The 21,904-nt window shown below is 52.4% G+C and carries 16 protein-coding genes; 13 read left to right on the top strand and 3 right to left on the bottom strand.

Annotation, left to right across the window (positions count from 1 at the left end):
* Positions 1-81 precede the first annotated feature (81 nt).
* The 11 genes from VGN67_RS01590 to VGN67_RS01540 all read left to right on the top strand — a co-directional run bounded on the left by VGN67_RS01590 (position 82) and on the right by VGN67_RS01540 (position 13,464).
* Complete coding sequence (locus tag VGN67_RS01590; protein ID WP_327485005.1) at positions 82-1,143, top strand: substrate-binding domain-containing protein; 1,062 nt, start codon at positions 82-84, stop codon at positions 1,141-1,143.
* A gap of 177 nt (positions 1,144-1,320) precedes the next feature.
* On the top strand, positions 1,321-2,325 hold the full coding sequence (locus VGN67_RS01585; RefSeq protein WP_327485004.1) for a Gfo/Idh/MocA family protein: 1,005 nt from the start codon (positions 1,321-1,323) through the stop codon (positions 2,323-2,325).
* 81 nt (positions 2,326-2,406) lie between these two features.
* Positions 2,407-3,759 (top strand): Gfo/Idh/MocA family oxidoreductase, encoded by a 1,353-nt coding sequence (locus tag VGN67_RS01580; protein WP_327485003.1) that lies wholly within the window; start codon positions 2,407-2,409, stop codon positions 3,757-3,759.
* A gap of 10 nt (positions 3,760-3,769) precedes the next feature.
* Positions 3,770-5,140, top strand: coding sequence for a sugar MFS transporter (locus VGN67_RS01575; protein ID WP_327485002.1), 1,371 nt, complete (start codon positions 3,770-3,772; stop codon positions 5,138-5,140).
* A gap of 9 nt (positions 5,141-5,149) precedes the next feature.
* On the top strand, positions 5,150-5,908 hold the full coding sequence (locus VGN67_RS01570) for a glucosamine-6-phosphate deaminase (RefSeq protein ID WP_327485001.1): 759 nt from the start codon (positions 5,150-5,152) through the stop codon (positions 5,906-5,908).
* Between the two features lie 13 nt (positions 5,909-5,921).
* Positions 5,922-7,151: an N-acetylglucosamine-6-phosphate deacetylase gene (gene nagA / locus VGN67_RS01565; RefSeq protein WP_327485000.1), complete on the top strand. Its 1,230-nt coding sequence runs from the start codon at positions 5,922-5,924 to the stop codon at positions 7,149-7,151.
* 55 nt (positions 7,152-7,206) lie between these two features.
* Positions 7,207-8,007, top strand: a complete 801-nt coding sequence (locus VGN67_RS01560; protein ID WP_327484999.1) for a glucosamine-6-phosphate deaminase — start codon at positions 7,207-7,209, stop codon at positions 8,005-8,007.
* A gap of 85 nt (positions 8,008-8,092) precedes the next feature.
* Positions 8,093-9,481 (top strand): putative oxidoreductase C-terminal domain-containing protein, encoded by a 1,389-nt coding sequence (locus VGN67_RS01555; protein WP_327484998.1) that lies wholly within the window; start codon positions 8,093-8,095, stop codon positions 9,479-9,481.
* Positions 9,482-9,813: 332 nt separating this feature from the next.
* A complete protein-coding gene (locus tag VGN67_RS01550) occupies positions 9,814-11,004 on the top strand; it encodes an alpha/beta hydrolase-fold protein (protein WP_327484997.1) in 1,191 nt (396 codons plus the stop codon).
* A 136-nt stretch (positions 11,005-11,140) separates the two neighbouring features.
* The gene (locus tag VGN67_RS01545; protein ID WP_327484996.1) at positions 11,141-12,310 is read left to right on the top strand and encodes an esterase; all 1,170 of its coding nucleotides are present in this window, start codon (positions 11,141-11,143) and stop codon (positions 12,308-12,310) included.
* Positions 12,311-12,591: 281 nt separating this feature from the next.
* Positions 12,592-13,464 (top strand): alpha/beta hydrolase family protein, encoded by an 873-nt coding sequence (locus VGN67_RS01540; RefSeq protein WP_327484995.1) that lies wholly within the window; start codon positions 12,592-12,594, stop codon positions 13,462-13,464.
* A 526-nt stretch (positions 13,465-13,990) separates the two neighbouring features.
* Here VGN67_RS01540 and VGN67_RS01535 read toward each other — a convergent pair.
* Entirely contained in the window at positions 13,991-14,764 is a 774-nt protein-coding gene (locus VGN67_RS01535) for an alpha/beta hydrolase (protein ID WP_327484994.1), read from the bottom strand.
* A gap of 54 nt (positions 14,765-14,818) precedes the next feature.
* A complete protein-coding gene (locus VGN67_RS01530) occupies positions 14,819-15,796 on the bottom strand; it encodes a sugar phosphate isomerase/epimerase (RefSeq protein WP_327484993.1) in 978 nt (325 codons plus the stop codon).
* Between the two features lie 105 nt (positions 15,797-15,901).
* On the opposite strand from VGN67_RS01530, the gene VGN67_RS01525 reads away from it, so the two are divergent.
* Positions 15,902-16,708 carry an NUDIX hydrolase gene (locus VGN67_RS01525; protein WP_327484992.1) on the top strand — a complete coding sequence of 269 codons (807 nt, stop codon included), beginning with the start codon at positions 15,902-15,904 and terminating at the stop codon, positions 16,706-16,708.
* Positions 16,709-16,711: 3 nt separating this feature from the next.
* Here VGN67_RS01525 and VGN67_RS01520 read toward each other — a convergent pair whose 3' ends face one another.
* Positions 16,712-20,224 (bottom strand): PAS domain S-box protein, encoded by a 3,513-nt coding sequence (locus VGN67_RS01520; protein WP_327484991.1) that lies wholly within the window; start codon positions 20,222-20,224, stop codon positions 16,712-16,714.
* Between the two features lie 414 nt (positions 20,225-20,638).
* On the opposite strand from VGN67_RS01520, the gene VGN67_RS01515 reads away from it, so the two are divergent.
* Positions 20,639-21,898: an MFS transporter gene (locus tag VGN67_RS01515; RefSeq protein ID WP_327484990.1), complete on the top strand. Its 1,260-nt coding sequence runs from the start codon at positions 20,639-20,641 to the stop codon at positions 21,896-21,898.
* The last annotated feature ends 6 nt before the right edge of the window (positions 21,899-21,904 follow it).

Below are 21,904 nucleotides of genomic sequence, written 5' to 3'. Positions count from 1 at the left end.
CTTTGTCCGTATATAATAGAAAGTGTACCATTTTACCTTTTACTATTCCATACGCAGGCGCAGCCCACGCCAACCTACTTTATGAAAAAAGACAAAGAGATGATCGGCGTCAAAGAAATTGCCCGCCGGGCCAACGTTTCCATTGCCACCGTAGACCGGGTTATTCACAACCGCACCGGCGTTTCGGTCAAAACCCGGCGCAAGATCAACGAACTCATTCAGGAACTGGACTACCAGCCCAACATACTGGCCAGCCGTCTGGCTTCCCGAAAGACGATTCATGTAGCCATATTACTACCCGCTGTTTCCGACGAAACTAATTTCTGGGAGGCTCCGTTGCGGGGTATCCGCCGGGCCGAAGCCGAAATAAAGCAGTATGGTGTGGTGGTACGCCCCTACTTTTTTGACCTGAACGATAAAGAGTCTTTCCGGCAGCAGGCCCGCGCTATTCTTGAGCAGGAAGTACATGGCGTTTTACTTTCTCCTTCTTTTGTTGAGGAGTCATCAGCCTTTATTCAGGAATGTAAACAGCGGGCCCTGCCCTACGTGTTTATTGACTCCACTATTCCTAAACAGGACAACCTGTGTTACATTGGCCCCCACCTGTTCCAGAGCGGGTACCTGAGCGCCCAGCTCCTCACCTACGGCTTGCCAAATAGTACCGACAAAGTACTGGTGGTAAATATTTCGCGGGAAGTAGATAACTTCAACTACCCTCAGATTGAAGAAGGATTCCGAAGCTTTTTTAAAGAAACCAACCGGGCCAATCCCATTGTCCGGATTGACATCCGGCAAACCGCCTACCCTTCGGTACAGGACGAACTGACCCGTGCCCTGCACCAGCACCCGGACGTGGCGGCCTGGTTCGTGACCAACTCGCGGGTGGCCTCGGTGGCCCGCTTTCTGGAAGGCAAAGGTATGGCCGACAAATTCCTGATTGGCTACGACTACCTGCCGGAGAACATCAGGTACCTAAAGAAAGGTACCATTGATTTTCTGATTTGTCATAAACCCGAAGAGCAGGGGTACCGCGGCGTGATGGCGCTGTACCAGACTCTGGTACTTTCGGCGGGAGTAGAGAAGGAGTACTTCATGCCCATTGACATCATTACCAGAAGTAATTACGCTTTCTATCGCAATTAGATAAGCACAACATAGTCAATTACTCTGTACTACTATTTTTGGGCAAATCAGCGGGTTTTCGTTGTTTAAATCACCGGTAGGCTTTCAATAAGCAAAAATTTTTCGGAATTTACGGGTACGTACCCGTAAGCCGCGTCTTTTCATTACTACTACTATTCCTAAACACCATTATTTGGCATGGCCTCTAACCTTAACCGAAGAAAATTCCTGCAAGCTACCGCCCTGACTGGTTTGGGGCTAAGCCTGTCAGGCCGCCTGTCTGCCTCTGGTACCCTCGCGGGCAAACGGATAGGTATTATTGGCCTAGACACCTCCCACAGCACCGCCTTTACCAAGCTGCTCAACGCCGCCGATGCCGCGCCGGAACTGATGGGGTACAAGGTTACCGCCGCCTATCCGCAGGGGAGTAAGGATATAGAATCGAGCGTGAAGCGGATACCCGGCTATACCGAAGAGGTGAAGAAGCTGGGCGTGGAAATAGTCGGTTCTATTCAGGAACTACTGGGAAAGGTGGATGTAGTCTTGCTGGAAACCAACGACGGTCGCCTGCACCTGGAGCAAGCCCTGCCCGTGCTGAAAGCCGGTAAACGGATGTTCATTGATAAGCCCGTTGCGGCTTCCCTCACCGACGCCGTGGCCATTTACGAAGCCGCCAAAAAATACCAGGTACCTATATTCTCGGCTTCTTCGCTGAGGTACATTAAGGGTATAGAGGGCGTGAACAAGAGCGAAGTACTGGGGGCGGATACGTTCAGCCCGGCCGTTTTGGAAAAAACCCACCCCGACCTGTTCTGGTACGGTGTTCATGGCGTGGAGACTTTATTTACCGTGATGGGTACCGGCTGCAAACAGGTAAACCGCATCCATAACGATACCACCGATATTGTGGTAGGTACCTGGCAGGATGGCCGCGTGGGTACCTTCCGGGGTACGCGCACGGGCAAGCACGACTACGGCGGTACCGTATTTACCCAGAAGGGAAACGTAGTACTGGGCCCGTACAATGGCTATCAGCCCCTGCTGCTGGACATAGTGAAGTACTTTGAAACGGGGGCCGTGCCGGTTACACCCGAAGAAACCATTGAGATATTCGCCTTTATGGAAGCGGCCGACGAAAGCAAACGCCGCAACGGCGCTACGGTCACGCTGGAAAGCGTCATGACCAAAGCCCGGAAATCCTGACAAGTACCTATTCCTAAACCTTTATAATTACCCTTTCGGGTTTATTTTAACCAAATAGCTAATTTCCTAAAACCTGCCTATATGAAAAGTGTTAACGAATCGCGCCGGGAGTTTATCAAGAAAACTGTAACGGGAGCCGCGGCCCTATCCGTAGGTGGCGCTCTGCCCGGTTTTAGCGCCAAGAGCTACGCCAGCATACTCGGTGCCAATGAGCGCGTCAAAGTTGCGGTGATGGGTGTAAACAGCCGCGGCTTTGCCCTCGCCAGCAACTACGCCCTGCAGCCTAACTGCGAAGTACTTTATATATCTGATGTAGATTCGCGGGCGGCTGACAAGTGTATCGGTGCGGTAGAAAAAATACAGAATTCCAGACCTAAGGCCCAAACCGATTTTCGCAAAACGCTGGAAGATAAAAATCTGGACGCTTTGGTCGTAGCAGCGCCCGATCACTGGCACGCTCCGGCGGCTATTCTGGCCTCCAAAGCCGGTAAGCACGTGTACCTCGAAAAGCCCTGCAGCCACAACCCCAACGAGGGTGAGCTACTGGTAGCGGCCGCGAAGAAGTATAAAAACGTAATTCAGATGGGGAACCAGCGCCGCTCCTGGCCCAAAGTGGCGGAAGCCATCTCCGAGGTACAGAACGGCATTATAGGCCGACCATACTTTGCCAAGGGCTGGTATACCAACAACCGCCCCTCTATTGGTATTGGCAAAGAAGTAGCCGTACCCTCCTGGCTGGACTATGACTTGTGGCAGGGACCGGCGCCGCGCCAGGCCTACCGGGACAACATACTACATTACAACTGGCACTGGTTCTGGCACTGGGGCACCGGCGAAGCCCTGAACAACGGTACCCACATGGTGGACCTCATGCGCTGGGGCCTGGGCGTGGAGTACCCAACCCTCGTTACCTCCGCCGGGGGCCGCTACCGTTACCAGGACGACTGGCAAACACCCGACACGCAGGTCATTACGATGGAATTTGCCAACAACACCAGCATGACCTGGGAAGGCCGGAGCTGTAACGGCAAGCACATTGAAGACGGCAGCGTAGGCGTGATTTTCTACGGCGACACCGGCTCCGTATATATAGAAGGCGGAAACTCCTACAAGGTATACGACCTGAACAATAAGCTGGTGAAGGACGTCAAGAATGACATAGCCATCGATGCCCGCGACCGTATGAATCCCTCGCAGAAGCTGGACGCTATTCATATTCAGAACTTCTTTGACGGCATCCGCAAAGGTACCCCCCAAACCTCCGACATCGTGGGCGGCCACCAGAGTACGCTGCTTTGTCAGCTGGGCAACATAGCCCTGCGCTCACAAAGTACCCTCCACACCGACCCTACCAACGGACATATCAAAAATAACCCGGCGGCTATGAAGTTATGGAAGAGGGAGTATCAGCGTGGATGGGAACCTACTGTTTAAGTCAAAAACCATGATAAGCCCTAAAACTGCCACCGTCCGACAGCCACCCGTTACGGTAGACGTAAGCTCACTCAGCAAGCGCGATACCATCGTCTCTATTTTTATCATAGGGCTGATGTTCTTTATATTCGGCTTTGTGTCCTGGGTCAATGCTATCCTGATTCCCTATTTCAAGATCGCCTGCGAGCTCACCAGCTTTCAGTCGTACCTGGTGGCGTTTGCGTTCTATATATCGTACTTCGTCATGTCGGTTCCGGCGTCCTACCTGCTGAAAGCGGTAGGTTTCAAGAAAGGAATGATGGTGGGCTTCTGGGTAATGGCGCTGGGAGCTTTCATCTTTGTGCCGGCGGCCATGGTCCGTACCTACGAAATATTTCTGCTGGGGCTATTTACCATTGGGGTGGGGCTGGCTATTCTGCAAACGGCGGCTAACCCGTACATCACCATTCTGGGTCCCCAGGAACGGGCCGCGCAGCGCATCAGTATCATGGGTATCTGCAACAAAGGGGCGGGTATTCTGGCTCCTATCCTGTTTGCGGCCGCCATCCTTCGCCCTACCGATACGGCGCTGTTTGCGCAGCTGGCAGAAATGAGTGAGGCCGCACGCAACGCGGCGCTGGATGAGCTGATTCGGCGGGTCATAGTACCCTACGCTACGGTCGGTACGGTGCTGGTGGGATTAGGGTTATTTGTGCGCTACTCACCCCTGCCCGAAATTAATACCGAACAGGAAAGCCCCGAACTGGCTACCGCCAACGCCACCAAAAAGAGCATTTTTCAGTTCCCCCACCTCATCCTGGGCGCGCTGGCCATCTTCCTGCACGTAGGTACTCAGGTTATCGCTATTGACACTATTATTCCCTACGCCAACTCCATGGGTATCAGCTTGCTGGAGGCCAAGGTATTTCCCTCGTATACCCTGGCTGTGACTATCTGTGGGTACCTGTTAGGTATTTCGGCCATACCAAAGGTACTTAGCCAGGTCACGGCGCTGCGCATCTGTACTTTGCTGGGGGCGGTATTTACCCTGCTTATTATTTTTGCCAGCGGGCGGGTCAGCTTTCTGGGACACGAAGCCGATATTTCCATCTGGTTCGTGGTACTGCTCGGGCTCGCCAATTCGCTGGTGTGGGCGGGCATCTGGCCGCTGGCGCTGGACGGGCTGGGGCGATTCACCAAGCTGGGTGCTTCCATCCTGATTATGGGCCTGTGCGGTAACGCCATCATGCCGCTTTTTTACGGCTACCTGGCCGACCTCTACGATGTCCGTACCGCCTACTGGGTACTTCTTCCCTGCTATCTTTACCTGGTATTTTATGCATTTATCGGGCACCAGTTCCGGCAGTGGTCAACGGGTAACGTCGGTGTCAGTACAAATTAAAAACTTTCTATGAAAATTCAGATAGCTGATACCTCACAGAGACTGGGTGAAGCAGCCGGTACGCTGGCGGCCGGGCTAATTGAGCGTACTATCGCCGAAAAAGGCGTTGCCCATATCATTCTGGCTACCGGCACCAGCCAGTTCGAAACGCTGCAGCAACTCATAGCAAACCGGGCTATTGACTGGAGTAAAGTAGTGATGTTTCACCTGGATGAGTACCTGGGGCTGCCCGTTACGCACCCGGCTAGCTTCCGTAAGTACCTCAGGGAACGCTTTCTGGACCAGGCACCTCCGCTACAAGCCGCCCACCTCATTAATGGCGAAGCCGACGCCGAAGAAGAATGTGCTCGTCTGGGCGCTTTGATTGAGCAGCATCCCATTGATGTGGCGCTGGTGGGTATCGGCGAAAACGGCCACCTGGCCTTTAACGACCCCCCCGCCGACTTCGACACCGAGCAGCCGTATATCGTAGTGGATCTGGATGAACCCTGCCGGAAGCAGCAGTTGGGCGAAGGGTGGTTTGCTTCGCTGGCGGAGGTACCTGCGCAGGCGATCAGTATGTCTATACGGCAAATCATGAAGTCACAACACATTATTTGCTCGGTACCCGATGCGCGAAAGGCCCCGGCGGTTAAAGACTGCCTCGAGCAGCCGGTGAGCAACCTGTACCCAGCCGGTATTTTACGCACCCACCCCAGCTGCTCCCTCTTTCTCGACCAGGATTCGGCCAGTCTGCTTTCGGATGTAGTGACTGCTCAGATGGAGTAAAAATAACCGTTGGATGAAGCCACTAAAAATAACGAACGGTACTATCCTTACGCCCTACCGCCTTATACGGGGCGGTACTCTGGTAGTTACCGGAAGTACCATCGCGGAAATAAGCGAAAGAAATATTGACGTACCGGACGCCACTGAGATAGACGCTGCGGGCCGGTACGTAGCGCCGGGCTTTATTGATATTCATATCCACGGCGGCGGCGGATATGATTTTATGGATGGCAGTGAAGAGGCTTTCCTGAAAATAGCTGAACTGCACGCCCAATACGGTACTACCGCTATGGTACCTACCACCCTCACCAGCGAAAAGAGAGACCTGCTGCGTACGCTGGACCTTTTTGAGCAGGCTACCCGCAACAACACCGCCGGAGCCCAGCTGCTGGGTATGCACCTGGAAGGCCCTTACTTCGCCATGAATCAACGCGGGGCACAGGACCCGCGCTACATCCGCGACCCGGACCCGGCCGAGTACCGCGAGGTACTGGCCCACTCCTCGTCCATCCTCCGGTGGAGCGCCGCCCCCGAGCGGCCGGGTGCCATCGAATTTGGCAGGTACCTGCGTTCAAAAGGAATACTGGCGGCTCTGGCCCACACCGATGCCATCTATGAGGAGGTATTGGAAGCCTTTGAGCAGGGCTACAACCTGGCAACGCACCTGTATTCGGGTATGCTGGGCGTGACACGCCGGAATGCATTCCGGTACGCGGGAGCGGTGGAAGCCGCTTTTCTGATTGATGAAATGGATGTGGAAATTATCGCCGATGGCGTACACCTGCCCCCTCCCCTACTAAAACTTGTTTACAAAATCAAAGGTGCCGAGCGTATCGCTCTCATTACCGATGCTATGCGTGCTGCCGGTATGCCTCCCGGCGAAAGTACCCTGGGTTCACTGAAAAACGGTTTAAAAGTGATCGTAGAAGATGGCGTAGCCAAACTGCCCGACCGCACCGCCTTTGCCGGCAGCGTCGCCACCGCCGACCGCCTGGTACGTACCATGGTTCAGCAAGCCGAAGTACCCTTGCTGGACGCCGTCCGGATGGCCACCGCTACCCCCGCCCGCATCATGGGCCTCGACCGCCGGAAGGGTTCGCTGGTAACGGGCAAAGACGCAGATCTGGTCATTTTTGACGAAAATATTAATATAAAAACCACCATAGTCATGGGTAAGGTCATCTATCACCGGGCTGGCGGTCCAGCGGCTGGCGTTCCAGCGGCTGGCGGTCCAGCGATCTGATGTACCAATTATTGAATAGAAACAAAATCTTCGCATCCCACCTGAAATTAAATAAATGATGGATAGTACCAAAGTAGATACGTTACAAGTAAATAAATTCGGAACCCGGCTGCTAATGGGCCGGGAAGCCGCCCGGAATGTAGGTGATAAAATACGGGAACTGCTGCAAACGCAGGAAACCGTGAACATGATTTTTGCCGCCGCTCCCTCCCAGAATGAGTTTCTGGCTGCCCTGACCGAAGAAGAAGGCATTGACTGGGGCAACATAGTAGCTTTTCATATGGATGAGTACATTGGACTACCTGCCGAAGCTCCCCAAAGCTTTGGCCAGTTCCTTCGCACGCGGCTTTTCGATAAAGTACCTTTTCAGACAGTACATTACCTCAACGGTAACGCCGAAGATGCCGAAGCGGAGTGCCTCCGATATTCTGAACTACTTGAACAGTACCCGGTAGATATTGTATGTATGGGCGTAGGCGAAAACTGCCACATCGCCTTCAACGACCCGCACGTAGCTGATTTTAAAGACCCAAAATGGGTGAAGGTAGTAGACCTGGACCTGGCGTGCCGGCAGCAGCAGGTCAACGACGGCTGCTTTGCCAGCCTCGACGACGTACCCCGCTACGCCCTGACGCTCACGGTACCGGCTCTGATGGCCGCCAATTATGTATATTGCATGGTACCCGGCCCCAACAAAGCCGACGCTATTTTCCATACCCTCTGTGGGGGCATCAGCGAAAAATACCCGTCAACTATTCTACGGAAGCACCCCAACGCCACGTTGTTTATTGACCAGGACAGCGCTAAGCTTCTGACTAAGGGAGCGGCCTTTTCGTTAGAATCAGATTTAAACTAAGAACTACATGCAGGTAAAGCTACTTAGCATGTAGTACCTTACATTTGCTAGCAGCTAACAACCTAATTCCTAAAAGCTACTTTTCATGAAAATCAAAGCCCTACTTCCCTCCCTCCTCGCTACCGCCCTGGTAGCTGCGCAAGGATGCCAGACTATGAAAGCAACGGATGAAAGCAATCAGCCGCTTGGCCTGATGGTCGTAGACCCCGGCCACTTCCACGCCGCGCTGGTACAAAAGTACATGTACGAAGGCATAAGCCCCGTGGTGAATGTATACGCTCCCGAAGGCCCCGACGTAGCCTCCTACCTGGACAAGATTGAGAAGTACAACGCCCGAACAGAAGAACCCACGACCTGGGAAGAGAAGACCTACACCGGGACGGACTTCATGGAAAAGATGCTTGAGCAAAAGCCGGGGAACATCGTAGTACTGGCCGGTAATAACCAGAAAAAAACCAGCTACATCAAGCGGGCCGTGGACGCAGGCCTGCACGTACTGGCTGACAAGCCTATGGCCATCAACGCCGAAGGCTTTGAGTTGCTGAAAGAAGCGTTTGCCAGCGCGGAGAAAAATGATGTACTACTTTACGACATCATGACCGAGCGGTACGAAATCAGCAACGCGCTGCAGCGGGAGCTGGCCAACATACCGGCCGTGTTTGGGCAGTTACAGAAAGGTACCGCGGAGGAGCCTGCCGTAGTGAAGGAAAGTGTGCACCACATTTTCAAGTACATCTCCGGCGACCCTATTGTGCGTCCGGCCTGGTTCTTTGACATTACCCAGCAGGGTGAAGGCATGGTCGACGTAACGACCCACCTGGTAGACCTGGTGCAGTGGGCCAGCTTCCCCGAAACGGCGCTGGACTACCAGAAGGATATTCAGATAATTTCGTCGCGGCGCTGGCCTACCACCATTACCCCCAGCCAGTTTAAGCGGGTAACCAAGCTCAACGAGTACCCCGACTACCTGCGCAAGGGCACAAAAGATAGTACCCTACAGGTATTCTCCAACGGCGAAATGAACTATACCCTCCAAGGGGTCCACGCGAAGGTACTGGTCAAATGGGATTTTGAGGCGCCCGAAGGTACCGGCGACACCCACTACTCGATCATGCGCGGCTCCAAAGCCAACCTGATTATCCGTCAGGGTCAGGAGCAAAATTTCAAACCTGTTCTGTACATTGAGCCCATCGGCTCCGACGTCAGCTACCAGCGGACTCTCCAGACCGCCTTCGCCGAGGTACAGAAAAAGTACCCTGGCATTGACCTGAAGAAAACACCACAGGGCTGGGAAGTAGTAGTACCGCAGAAGTACGACGTAGGCCACGAAGCGCACTTCTCGCAGGTAGCCCAGAAGTACATGGAGTATCTGAAAGCTGGTGAACTACCCGCCTGGGAAGTACCTAACATGCTCGCCAAGTACTACACCACCACCCAGGCGCTGAAAAAAGCCACCAACGGCCAGTCACAATAAGGCAGTTTTTCAAAGTACCTAAAAAAGCCCGCTCTCTGCTCAGGAGCGGGCTTTTTCGTGGATTTAGGCCGTAGTTGGTGTTTTTTCACCAACTACAAGTCGGCTGGCAGGAACATTAAGCGCCAGTCAATACCGGATATATGGTATTTAACTAAGCAATGTTTTTAGCCGTTGTTGGTACTACTATCTTTTCCTTTACTAGCCAAGTTCACTGGCATTAATACATTATATTTTATCAAAATATTCTTCTAAATAAGCAGGTACTTCACTTGCAGTATAAATCTTTTTGTAAATTTGACACAAAGCTATCAGGTCGTTCAACTCTTACCATCATGAATCTATTTCATAAAATACTCCCCGCTCTGTTGTTGCTGGCTGGAAGCAGCCTGGTACAGGCACAGCAGGCGCACGTCAACCTCGACTGGAACCCGCAGAAGAACGACCGGAACCTGCTTCCCTTCGGAGCCAGTGTTATTTCACCCGAAGTACACGACGACCAGACCGTAACGTTCCGGCTGAAAGCACCCGACGCCCGGGAAGTAGCTCTCACAGGTGGCCCTATGCTCCTGGCGCTTGGAGCCAAAGCACCCGTACCCTTCCAGAAAGGCGACGACGGTACCTGGACGCTAAAAGTGGGGCCGGTTAAACCGGATATCTATGTGTATAAGTTCATCATTGACGGCGTGACGGTACCCGACCCTAATAACACCCTCACCGGCTTCGCCGACCAGCCCGGCTGGAGTAATCTGGTGGTACATGGTAAAGGTCCCGCTTACTACGATGCCAAACCCGTACCCCACGGCGCCGTTACCCGCCACATTTACCACTCGGATGTACTGAATGGGGAACGGGAAATTTACGTCTATACGCCTCCTGGCTACGATGCCAAGAAGAAGTACCCGGTACTGTACCTGCTGGGTGGCAGCGGCGAGCTGGCCTCTACCTGGAGCCTCGACGGCCGGGCCAATTTCATCATGGATAACCTTATTGCCGAAGGCAAAGCGGTACCCATGATTATCGCCATGCCCAACAACCAGGTTATCCACCGCGGCGACCCAAAGCACACCGAGCTTACGTTTGACTTATTTGAACAGGAACTCCGGAAGCAGATAGTACCCTTTGTCGACGAAAACTACAGCACCCGCTCCGACCGGCGGGGCCGCGCCCTGGCCGGACTCTCCATGGGTGGTCGCCATACACAGTTTGTCGGCTTTAAGAATCTGGACCTGTTCAGTTCGTTTGGAGTACTGAGCGCGGGCGATTTTGAGGCGGAGAAAACCAGTGCTTCTTTTCTGAATGACCCGGATGTCAATAAAAAAGTAGACTACCTGTTTCTGGGCCAGGGTACCGGTGAAGTAGAAACCATCGGTAAACGGGCGGTGGCCCTGCACGAGACGCTGCAAAAACGCGGCGTGAAGCACCAATATTACGTCGGTGGCGACGGCTCGCACGACTGGGGTACCTGGCGTCACCTGCTGTACTACCAGTTCCTGCCTAACCTGTGGCGGAGTAGTGCGAAGTAGTGTATGAGTTTATGAGTATTTATAGTTAGCCAAATCAGTCCAAAGAGCATAACCCCAGCGGGGTTACACTTCAGTAGAAAACTAATTAATCAACATTTAGAGCCCCAGAGGGGCGACACTTTCAAACCTATCCCATATGAACCTGACAAAAAAGCTATCCTTAACCCTGGTCATGAGCCTGACAGCCGTGGCACTGGCAGGTACCCCCAAGGCAACCGCCCAAAACCAGCAGCGGCAGCCGACTCCCAACGATACCCTACAGTCGCCCCGGGTATCGGGCGATAAAAAAGCGACTATCAGCATTTACGCGCCCAAAGCCAGCGAGGTAACCGTATCCGGTGATTTCTCACCCGGCAAGCCCCTCCCGCTGACCAAAAGTGATAATGGTGTGTGGTCGGTAACAACCGGAGCGCTCCGGCCCGACTACTACACCTACACCCTGATGGTGGACGGCGTACGTACCGTTGACCCCAAGAACGCGGTCATTAAGCAGGGCATCAATAGTCTGGAAAACGTGATGATAGTACCCGGTGCCGAAAATGCTTTTCAGGAGAACAAAGAGGTACCCCACGGCGAGGTACGGCAGGTATGGTACAAGTCCGGCAACCTGGATATGATGCGGCGCATGCACGTGTACACGCCTCCCGGCTACGAGAAAGGTACTTCGAAGTACCCCGTGTTTTACCTGCTGCACGGCGGTGGCGACGACGACTCGGGCTGGAACTCCATTGGCCGCGCCAGCTTTATTCTCGACAATCTGATTGCTTCCGGCAAAGCAAAGCCCATGATTGTGGTAATGCCCAACGGCAGTATGCCCGCTTCGGCTTTCCCGGCGGGTACCGCTCAGACCGACCGTATGAACAAGATGACCGACTTGTACACGGCCGAGCTGACTAAGGAAGTAATGCCCTATGTCGAGAAAACCTACCGCGTATTGTCCGGACGCGAAAACCGCGCCATTGCCGGACTATCCATGGGTGGTCTGCAGACACTGGATCTGGCCCTCTCCAATCCCGACCTGTTCAACTACGTAGGCGTGTGGAGCTCTGGCTTCTTCGGTCCTACCATTGATGTAGCCGAAAATAAATACGCCAAGGCGCTTAAAGACCCGAACTTCAATAAGAACAAGAAGCTGTTCCTGCTGCAGATTGGTAAGGATGATTTCCTGATGGATGCCAGCAATAAGACCAAGTCCCTGCTGGACAAGAACCAGATCAAGTACCAGTACAAAGAAACCGAAGGTGGCCACACCTGGATTAACTGGCGGCAGTACCTCAATGAGTACGCGCAAGTACTATTTAAGTAATGGAATCACATGCTGAATAAAGTAACAATGGTGTACGAAGGATTTATATTTGGTATAAAAGCGGCCCCGGAGGGGCATAACCTTAGTAGCAGATTATTGACTATGAGAGTTTTAAGCCCCCATCGGGGCGACACCTGGCCTTACATGTGACGCCCCGCGCGGCGGCCGCCGATGGGGCTAAAATCTACTCTGTCTACCCATTTCTACTGAGCTTTCGCCCGGCAGCGGCCGCCGTCGCTGGGGCTGGATTTACAATCTTTCGTACACTACTGAATAAAATAATGAAACTCGTACACCTCTTTCTCGTCAGCCTGCTGGGCTTGTCTACCTTTTCTTTTGGGGCGAAGGTAGACTCGCTGGATATACCCAGCGCCGCCATGGGCAAGACCTACAAGGCCGCGGTGGTACTACCCAATTCCTACGCTAATAGTACCAAACCGTACCCGGTACTGTACCTGCTACACGGGGGCGGCGGGCGTTTCAGCGACTGGCTATCCAATACGCCCGACAAAATGTTGCTGCACAAGCTGGCCGACCAGTACAACCTGATTATCATAACCCCCGAGGGCGAACGGCTGGGCGGGTACCTGGACAGCCCGATTCAGAAAGACAACCAGTTTGAAACCTACATCACCAAAGAAGTCGTAGAGAAGATTGATAAGACCTACCGCACCATCCGCGACCGCAAGGGGCGGGTTATTACGGGCCTCAGCATGGGTGGCCACGGTGCGCTGTTGCTGTCGGGGCGGCACCCGGAATTGTACTGCGCCGCCGGTAGTATGAGCGGAGCGCTGGATCTGAACGCTGATACCTGGAAAATAACTCCTGAGTTTGCCAAGCAGATTGCTCCCGGATTTGAGCGCATCCTGGGGCCTAAGGGAGCCACGCCTGACCAGTATGCCGCACATTCGGTCGTGTACATGGCGGAGAAAATGAAGACCAATGATGTAAGGCTGATTATTGATTGTGGGGTAGATGACTTTCTGATTGAGCCCAACCGTGAGTTACACCGCCGGCTGGTGTATAACAAAACACCCCATGATTACATCGAGCGCCCCGGCGGCCATACCTGGGACTACTGGGAAAATTCTCTCCCCTATCACGTACTGTTTTTTCATAAGGTACTTAGGGAGAACGGGAGTGTTATTCCTTGATGGGTTTTTAATGTAAGCTTATGGAGTTTTAAGTTAAAATCTAAATCCTTTGGGTACTGCCCGCTTTCGCCCTCACGGCCGGGAGGCGCTCCTCCGGGCGGGCCCCGCCCTCTCAACACCGCTGGCATATTTATGGCCCTGCGCTTGCCAGCCGCACACTGGCCATAAATATAGCGGGGCGGCCCGAGCCGCGGCTTATGAGAGGGCTGTTAGAGATTGCATAGTTCATGTTAAGTAGAGATAGTACTTATGGTTTTTTTAAATATGTATCTCTTTTCTTACTAATGCACTCTGTCAAATTTCTCAGCTCTCCCCTAAGCTGACTTTAGCCTGTGGACATTTGTGCGTGAGCCCCGCGCAGGCCCGCAGGGTAAGGAGGCGTGGGGAGAGCGCCGCCCGCCCGGCGGAGGAGGGCAAGCAACAGCATTACCCGGAAGAGCCAAAACAAAAGCTATAAGTAAGAATTAACAGAAAGTCCCCAAGGCACCAGCGCCTTGGGGACTTTCTGTTTTAGGTAAACAGCACGCTACTTCGCTTTATCCAGTAACTCTGCCAGCTCTGCGGGTTTGGACCACTGGGGGTTGTGGTCGGCGGTCATTTGGATGTGGTTCCAGCCGCGTTGTTTGGCGCGTTCGGAATATTTAAAGAAACCATCCTCTTCGGGCTTTTTGCCGGGATCAACGGTCAGGATGTACGTAGCCGGGATCTGACGCGCCGCCGCATTTTTCAGCGAGATAGGCTCCGTGAGGGTTTTGATAGGATGGGGTACATCCATCGGAGGCTTCTGGTCGGCCTTTACCCAGGCTGGTACGAGAAAGCCATCCTTTTCCATTCGTTTCATACCATCCGCCTGGCTGCCCTGGGCGCTGAAAGCACTTTCCCCATCGTTGGGTACGAAGGCATCCAGGTACACCAGTCGCTTAATCCGGTCGGGTACGCGGTCGGCTACGCCGGTTACTACCATGCCACCGTAGCTATGGCCCATCAGGATTACATCGTGCAGGTCTTCGAATAAGATCATGTTCACCACGTCGTTGATGTGGGTAGTGAGGTTAATGTCCTGCGAAGCCAGGTGTACCCGCTCGCCTTGTCCCGTTAGCGAAGGACGATATACCAGGTACCCTTTCGCCGTCAGCATGGAATCTACTTTCTTGAAGGCCCAGCTACCACCCCAGGCACCGTGTACTAGCACATAAGTAGGTTGTTTGCCCTTAGCAGCCTGAGCCGTAGCATCGGTAAAAGGCACCATAGACAGGCACAGCAGCAGGGTAGCTACGAACAAGAGTCTTTTTGTATTCATGGATTATTTAAAAGTTAAAGCTGATTTGTTGAATTTAGAAGTACGGGTAAAGCTTTACGCCACAACCTTTTTCAGGTTTTGGTAGCTGGTAGTAATGTTCTCAATGGGCTGAGGCGCCATGTCCTGCTCCACGAAGAAGTACTTCATACCAGCTAAGTCAGCGGCGGCAAAGATGCGCTTAAAGTCTACAACGCCGGTACCTACTTCAGTAATCGTTTTGAGGTCCTGCTTTATATCTTTTACGTGCCAGAGCGGGAAGCGGCCCGGCTGCTGCTTAAACAGCTCCACGGGGTCTTTACCGGCCTTGGTAGCCCAGGCCAGGTCCAGCTCCATCTTCACCAGGTCCTTGTCCGTCTGCGACAGGATGAGCTCATAAGGAGTCTTACCACCAGCACTTTCCACGCCGTCAAACTCGGTAGCGTGGTTGTGGTAGGCAAAGCCGATGCCCGCTTTTTTGGCCGCTTCCCCTGTCTTCTGAAATACTGCAATAGAGTTATTGATTTCTTCTAAAGTACCTACCGGCGTGCTGGCACATACCAGGTACGACAGCCCGGCTTCCGCCGCTTCGTCTACGAGCTGCTGGTAGTTATCGCGCAGGTTGAGCATGGGCGGCATGTTCATAGGGCGCTGCTGGTTGTTACCGGCAGGCGCCCCTGCGGGAGCCGGTGCTCCGGGAGCCGCCGCTCCGGGAGCCGGTGCCGGACGGCGGAACGGAGCGCCTCCGGCGTGGTGGGCCCGCCAGGTCATACCCAGGTCTTCCACGAGAGCTTTGAATTCCTTGGGTTTATACCCATAGTACCCTCCGCGGGTGCTGAAAGCCGACTCTATTTCCTTGTAGCCCACCGCCGCTACCTTTTCCAGGGTACCTTTGGGGTCCTCGTTCATGGGGCGGAACAGGGTAAACAACTGAATACCTATGGGCTTGGGAGCGCTTATACCGAACAAATTAGTCGCCTGAGACAGCTGAGGCAGAGTCAGGCCACCTAGGGCAACAGCGCCTGCGTTTTTGAGAAAATCTCTTCTATTTTGCATACTTAGTAAATGGTAAAGTAAGGACTGAGCTTGAACTGGTTAATTAGACAATTTCATTGCGTAATTTGGACACAAAGTTCGTACTTTAATTTTAAATTGTTAAAATTGAGTTCTAATAATTTTAAACCTCTTCGCAATAAGGTAGTGGACAAAGCAAAAGAAGATATACTGGAACTGGGTCAGGAGCTGTTTCACCCCGGTTTTTCGGTCGACTGTGTCATTTTTGGATTCCACGAGAACCAACTTAAGGTACTCTTGCTCAAAATGAAGCACATAGATATTTGGGCTTTACCCGGAGGATTTGTACTGAAAGAAGAAGATGTGGAAGACGCGGCTACACGGGTACTCCAGTCCCGTACGGGACTGGATAATATTTTCCTGCGACAGTTCCACTTATTTGGCCAACCTGGCCGCTCAAAGCACGACTTTAATGCTGAATTACTGAAAAAGAGACAGGTACCTTTCGACGGAAGTCACTGGTTTCTGCAGCGGTTCATGACGCTGGGCTTTTACGCGCTGGTGGAGTATTCCAGTGCTACGCCCCGCCCCGACAACAACTCCGACGCCTGTGAATGGTGGGATCTTCAGCAGGTACCCGCGCTCATGCAGGACCACAATCAGATTTTGGATAAGGCGCTGGAAGCCCTGCGGCTGCAGCTGGCCTACCAGCCCATTGGGTACAACCTGCTGGCCGAAAAATTTACGATGCCCGAACTACAGAAACTCTACGAAACTATTCTGGGTAAGCAACTGGACCGCCGGAATTTTCAACGGAAAATGCTGACCTATGATATACTGGAACGGCTGGACGAGCGCCGCAGCGGCGTTGCCCACAAAGCCCCCTACCTGTATCGCTTCAATCAGGAAAAGTACCAGCAGGCCCTGCAGCAAGGTCTGCAGGGTGGGTGGTAGTCGTTATTCCTCTATCTGCTTTTGCGGCAGAATTACGTGGAATACAGAGCCTTTATCCTCCTCTGATTCGGCGTACAGGTACCCCTGATGGTTTTGCACAATCCGACGGCACAACGCCAGCCCTATTCCCGAACCGGGATAAACCGCCCGGGTGTGCAGACGCTTGAATACCTCAAAGATACGCTCGGCGTATTCAGGGCTGAAGCCAATACCGTTGTCGGTAAAGGTGATGTCGTAGTAGGGACACTGGACAGGCGGCAGCTGGTGGTGTTGCACTTCCTGCTCCGAGAGCCTTCTGCACTGAATGGATATAACCGGCGGTACGCTTTCCCTGGTAAACTTAAGGGCGTTATTTAATAAATTATAAAACAGCTGATTCATCTGCAGGGGTACCGCTTCTATGGTGGGGAGTTCCCCTAATTCGATCCGGGCCTGTTTTTCCTCAATGGTCAGTTCAAAATCATCTACTACCTTTTCAAGTACTTCGGTGAGCGGGGTGGCAAGTATTTTTATCTCGGATTTGAGCAGACGGGAATACTCGAGCAAGTCCTTGATCAGCAATGACATCCGCTCAGATGAGCTGATGACTTTGGACAGAGTATCTTTTGCCTCCTCAGACAGCCCCTTCATATTGCCCAGCATATCCGAGAAGATCCGGATTTTGCGCAGGGGTTCCTGCAGGTCATGTGATGCGACGTAGGCGTACTGCTCCAGCTCTTGGTTCGACTGCAGGAGGTAGTTATTAGACTTCTGCAGCTGTTCGGTACGGAGTTCTACCTGTCTCTCCAGTTCCTGCTGGGTCAGGCGCTGCGCGGTGATATCCTGCGAGGTACCCCGCATCAGGTACACTTGCCCTTCCTCGTTGAAGAGCGCCCGGGCCTGGGTATGAAGAATTCGTTCCTGTCCGGTTTGCCGATTTACAATCGTATACTCCATATCCAGCTTGCCACTTCCCTCCGGAGCTAATTCCCTCTGTGATATTTCACTGGTGCGTGCCCGGTCTTTTTCGTGGGTACTCATGGCAATATCTTCCAGGGTTACCTCCCGGTCAATCACCCCGATCCATTCTTTTACCCGCTCCGAGTATTCAATTTTACCGGTTAAAGGATAGATGCTCCACGTTCCCAGTTCAGCCAGGTCAATAGCTTCCCGCAGGCTTTCTTCTACCTCCATCAATTGCTTCCTGGCCTCCACCTGATAGGTTATATCTACGGCCATGTTCAGGATGGCGTAAACTTTTCCATCCGCATCATGCAAAGGTTTATAAGTATAGTTAAAATAAAATGACTGCAGCTTTCCGTCTACGACCAGATCGGCTTTATCTTCCTTACCATGGTACTCCTGGCCTGACCTGTACACTTGAGCAAGTTTTCCCAGGAAAGGTTGACCTTCCAGCTCCGGAATTGCCTCAGCTATTTTTTTCCCGATGACGGACTCGTCTTTACCCCATAGCTTAAGCATGGCCTCATTAGCTAACTGGATGACCATGTCCTGACCGGCATAGACCGCCGTAGCCATAGGCGCATCAATAATCAGATTTCGGAATCGTTTTTCACTTACTTCCAGCTCTCTTTTTGTCACTACCTGTTGGGTTACCTCAGAGCCTATAACTGTTACTCCTGTTATTGTATTTCCGGCTTCCCGCAGGGGTGCGTATACAAAGTTAAAATAACAATCTTCCAGCTGATTCCTGCGGTTAAGCCGGGCCAGTATTTCATACCCAAAGAAGGGTTTACCAGTAGTATATACCCCCTCGAGCAGCTCCATAAACCCCTGGCCTTTTATTTCCGGCAGGGCCTGTAACAGAGGTTTTCCTATAATCTCCGGCCCCTTGCCCCATAGCTCCAGAATAGGTTCATTGGCTGATTCGATGACCATATCCAACCCCCTGAACACTCCAATGGCAACGGGTGCCTGAGCAATAATATTCCGGAAGCGTTCTTCACTTGTGATAAGCGCTTCCTGAGCCGCCAGCTCGGGTCGCATATCCCGCATAACGGCCCCTACGGCTAAGGGCTGGCCGGTAAGGGGGTCATCGATCCGGATGGTATTGTTGTAGACTGGAAAAATTTCACCCGTCTTGAGGTGCCGGACCAGCATACTTCCTGACCAGCGTCCTTTTTCCATAAGCGAAGGAAGTACCTCTTTTTCTACCAGTTCAAAATGCTCCGGTGCGTGTAGTGCCGAAATGGACGTTTCCAGTACTTCCTGCTCATTCTCAAAACCGAGCATATCCATGCCGGCTTTGTTGATATAGGAGTTGCGACCGTCCAGCTCCAGGATAGACATCAGTTCTACGCTGTTCTCAACCAGTGCCAGTAGTTTTCGCTGCTCTTCCCGCAAGGCCACCTCGGCCGTAATATCCTGTATGATAGAAAAAAAGCAATCTCTGTTTCCTTGCTCATCAAAGAGAAGCGTGGTGTGAATCGTGGCCCAGATGACCCGTCCCTCTTTGTGAAGGTAGCGCTTTTCCAGAAAAAAAGAGTCTGCCTCACCTGTCATCAGCCGTTGTACCTGCTCTTTACTTTTGTCCAGATCGTCCGGATGCGTGATTTCGGTAAACCAGCCCTGGTAAAGTTCTTCCTGCGCATAGCCGATCATCCGGTTAAAAGCCTTGTTGACGAGGATAAGTTTTCCGCTCAGGTCCGCAATGACAATACCCAGTGAGGCATTATCAAAACCAGCCTGAAAGCGCTTCTCTACATTAGCCAGAGCGGCCTCCTTGCGCTTTTCTTCGGTAATGTCCATGATGGTACCCGCAAAACTATAAGGTACACCTTCGGACGTAAAAAAAGCCTTCCCCCGGCTACGTACCCATTTGACCTTGCCGGTGGTGGCATCAATGATGCGGTGGTCCGAATGGTAGCTTCCTCCGGTAACGGGGTCCATGGCTGCCTGAACGGTTTTCCATAAACGATCAGCATCGTCCGGGTGCACCTGCTGCATAGTATAACCGTTCTGGGCGGGTCCGCTACCTTTCGGAACACCGAAAATTTCCCGGCAACGGTCATCCCATACTTCTGCCCCGGTAGCAGGATTGTAGGTCCAGGTACCCAGTTCGGCCGCCTCCAGCGCAAAGCGCATCCAATCCTCGCTTTGCTGTTGTGCCTTCCGTAGCTCTATGCGCTCAGAAATATCACTTATTGACCCTACCATCCGAACGGGCTTCTGGTCTATCTGAATCGTATAGCCACGGTCAAACACGTAGGCGTAGGAGCCATCGGCCCGCCGAAACCGGTACTCTTCCGACCATTCAGTCCCCCCTTTTTCAATAACCTTATTAATGCTAATGAGCACCCGCTCCCTGTCTTCCGGATGGACGCAGTTGTTCCAGGTCTCAGCACCGGGTTTGAGTTCTTTGGCATTGTAGCCGAACAAAGTAGTAAACCCTTCGTTCCACCAGATCCGGTCAGAGGCTACGTCCCAGTCCCAGAAAGCTTCCCGGGGCGCGCCAGTACTGGCTGTGGTTTGCGCTTTGGCGGCGGGGCCTTCGAATGAATAATCTCTGTTGGTCATTTATATTGATAAAAGTTGGCTGTACAACTTGCCTTGTTTATAACTACTGGCTTTCAACATGTTCTGAGCAGGCTAAGTACCTACTAGTATCAAGCCACAAAATGCAAGGTAAAGAATAGTGGCTAAAAATCATCTAAATAAACTGCTGGACTACCAGTTCCCAAAACTATAGTCGGACCTATACTTTCCACTTTTTTCCCAAACTGCTACTTACCTGCTAACCGGGAAGAGTACCTGGTACCTTAGTAAGTACTCCACTGCTGAGAGTATAACTACATATGGGCGATGGGAAAGTTCTATTACGATTACCCTGATAAATATATTTCAATTTATTAAAATAAAAGTGCTACATCGCTTGACTTTCTCAGCTTTGGCTTATAGCTTTGTTTAATCATACTTAGTGCGTTAAGCAAAATGAAAAACACTTCTACCCGCTGGTTTATTGTTTCGCTTCTTTTTGTCGCTACCGGACTTAGCTTCCTGGACCGGCAGGTACTTTCCATTGCTATCATAAAAATACAGAAGGAGTTCTCCATAACGGATGTGGAATACGGCATGATCAACACCAGTTTTCTGATCAGCTACGCAATCATGTTTACGCTGGGGGGAAGGCTCATTGATAAGATCGGAGGCAAAACCGGACTTGCCCTGTCGGTGGGTTTGTGGTCTATCGCCAACTGCCTGCACGGATTCATGACCAGCGTCACCCAACTGCTGGCTTTCCGGTTCTTACTGGGTATGGGCGAAGGTGGGTGTTTCCCGGGCGCGGCCAAAACGGTATACGAGTGGTTTGATAAAAAAGAGCGGGCACTGGCCAACGGTATCGCTATTGGCGGCTCGGCCATCGGGGCGGTTATAGCTCCTCCGCTTACGATCTGGGTAGCCAATTTGTACGGCTGGCGCGGAGGTTTTATCATACCGGGTCTGGTGGGCCTGGTGTGGGTAGTGGTATGGTTATTTATTCCGTGGCAGAAAAAACCAGAAACAGTTCAACCCGTAGCGGTTCAGCAGCCGAAAGAAGCAAAAGTTGCGATTCCGTTCGCTAAACTACTAAAAAACAAAGAAGTATGGATCTTTATCCTGATTCGTTTTCTGCTGGACCCCGTATTTTATTTCCTTATGTTCTGGATTCCCAAGTACCTCAGTGAGGTCCGGCATGTTTCCTTTGAGCGCATCGGCAGTCTTTTCTGGATTCCTTTTCTGGCGCTGGGCGTAGCTAACATCATCGGGGGCTGGCTTTCGGATAAACTTATCAAAAATAACTTTTCCATCAACAGAGCCCGCAAATCTATTATGGGTGTAGCTGCTGCCCTGACTCTGGTAGCGCCCATGATCGAATGGGTAGCTTCGGTAGAGGTGGCCATCGCCCTGATGTCAGTGTTTATGTTTGCCCACGGCTTCTGGATCACCAACTATATTACCTCTATATCTGATATTTTCGGCGAAGGGGCTACCTCAACGGTAGTAGGCCTAAGTGGTACCGCCGGGGCGGTGTCGGGTTTGCTGCTCAATCCCCTCATGGGTCTGATTATTCAGAACTATTCCTACCGTCCGCTCTGGATAGCTTCCGGACTTCTGTACCCGCTGGCTTTCATTGTCTTTATCCTGTTCATACCCAAAATAAAACCTTTATACGAATCAGTATTCCGTCCCATGGAGCCTGCCAAGGCCTGAAGCAAG

The organism is Telluribacter sp., from assembly GCF_035998675.1.
Lineage (GTDB): Bacteria > Bacteroidota > Bacteroidia > Cytophagales > Spirosomataceae > Telluribacter.
Note: the sequence above shows the minus strand (reverse complement) of the source record. Positions and strands in the feature narration are given on the sequence as shown.

Bases quoted from the DNA above. Each gene is read 5' to 3' on its own strand.
- VGN67_RS01540 (WP_327484995.1), top strand. From the start codon at position 12,592: ATGAAACTCGTACACCTCTTTCTCGTCAGCCTGCTGGGCTTGTCTACC.
- VGN67_RS01580 (WP_327485003.1), top strand. From the start codon at position 2,407: ATGAAAAGTGTTAACGAATCGCGCCGGGAGTTTATCAAGAAAACTGTA.
- VGN67_RS01515 (WP_327484990.1), top strand. From the start codon at position 20,639: ATGAAAAACACTTCTACCCGCTGGTTTATTGTTTCGCTTCTTTTTGTC.
- VGN67_RS01550 (WP_327484997.1), top strand. From the start codon at position 9,814: ATGAATCTATTTCATAAAATACTCCCCGCTCTGTTGTTGCTGGCTGGA.
- VGN67_RS01555 (WP_327484998.1), top strand. From the start codon at position 8,093: ATGAAAATCAAAGCCCTACTTCCCTCCCTCCTCGCTACCGCCCTGGTA.
- VGN67_RS01520 (WP_327484991.1), bottom strand. From the start codon at position 20,224: ATGACCAACAGAGATTATTCATTCGAAGGCCCCGCCGCCAAAGCGCAA.
- VGN67_RS01585 (WP_327485004.1), top strand. From the start codon at position 1,321: ATGGCCTCTAACCTTAACCGAAGAAAATTCCTGCAAGCTACCGCCCTG.
- VGN67_RS01535 (WP_327484994.1), bottom strand. From the start codon at position 14,764: ATGAATACAAAAAGACTCTTGTTCGTAGCTACCCTGCTGCTGTGCCTG.
- VGN67_RS01560 (WP_327484999.1), top strand. From the start codon at position 7,207: ATGATGGATAGTACCAAAGTAGATACGTTACAAGTAAATAAATTCGGA.
- VGN67_RS01590 (WP_327485005.1), top strand. From the start codon at position 82: ATGAAAAAAGACAAAGAGATGATCGGCGTCAAAGAAATTGCCCGCCGG.
- nagA (WP_327485000.1), top strand. From the start codon at position 5,922: ATGAAGCCACTAAAAATAACGAACGGTACTATCCTTACGCCCTACCGC.
- VGN67_RS01545 (WP_327484996.1), top strand. From the start codon at position 11,141: ATGAACCTGACAAAAAAGCTATCCTTAACCCTGGTCATGAGCCTGACA.
- VGN67_RS01530 (WP_327484993.1), bottom strand. From the start codon at position 15,796: ATGCAAAATAGAAGAGATTTTCTCAAAAACGCAGGCGCTGTTGCCCTA.
- VGN67_RS01575 (WP_327485002.1), top strand. From the start codon at position 3,770: ATGATAAGCCCTAAAACTGCCACCGTCCGACAGCCACCCGTTACGGTA.
- VGN67_RS01570 (WP_327485001.1), top strand. From the start codon at position 5,150: ATGAAAATTCAGATAGCTGATACCTCACAGAGACTGGGTGAAGCAGCC.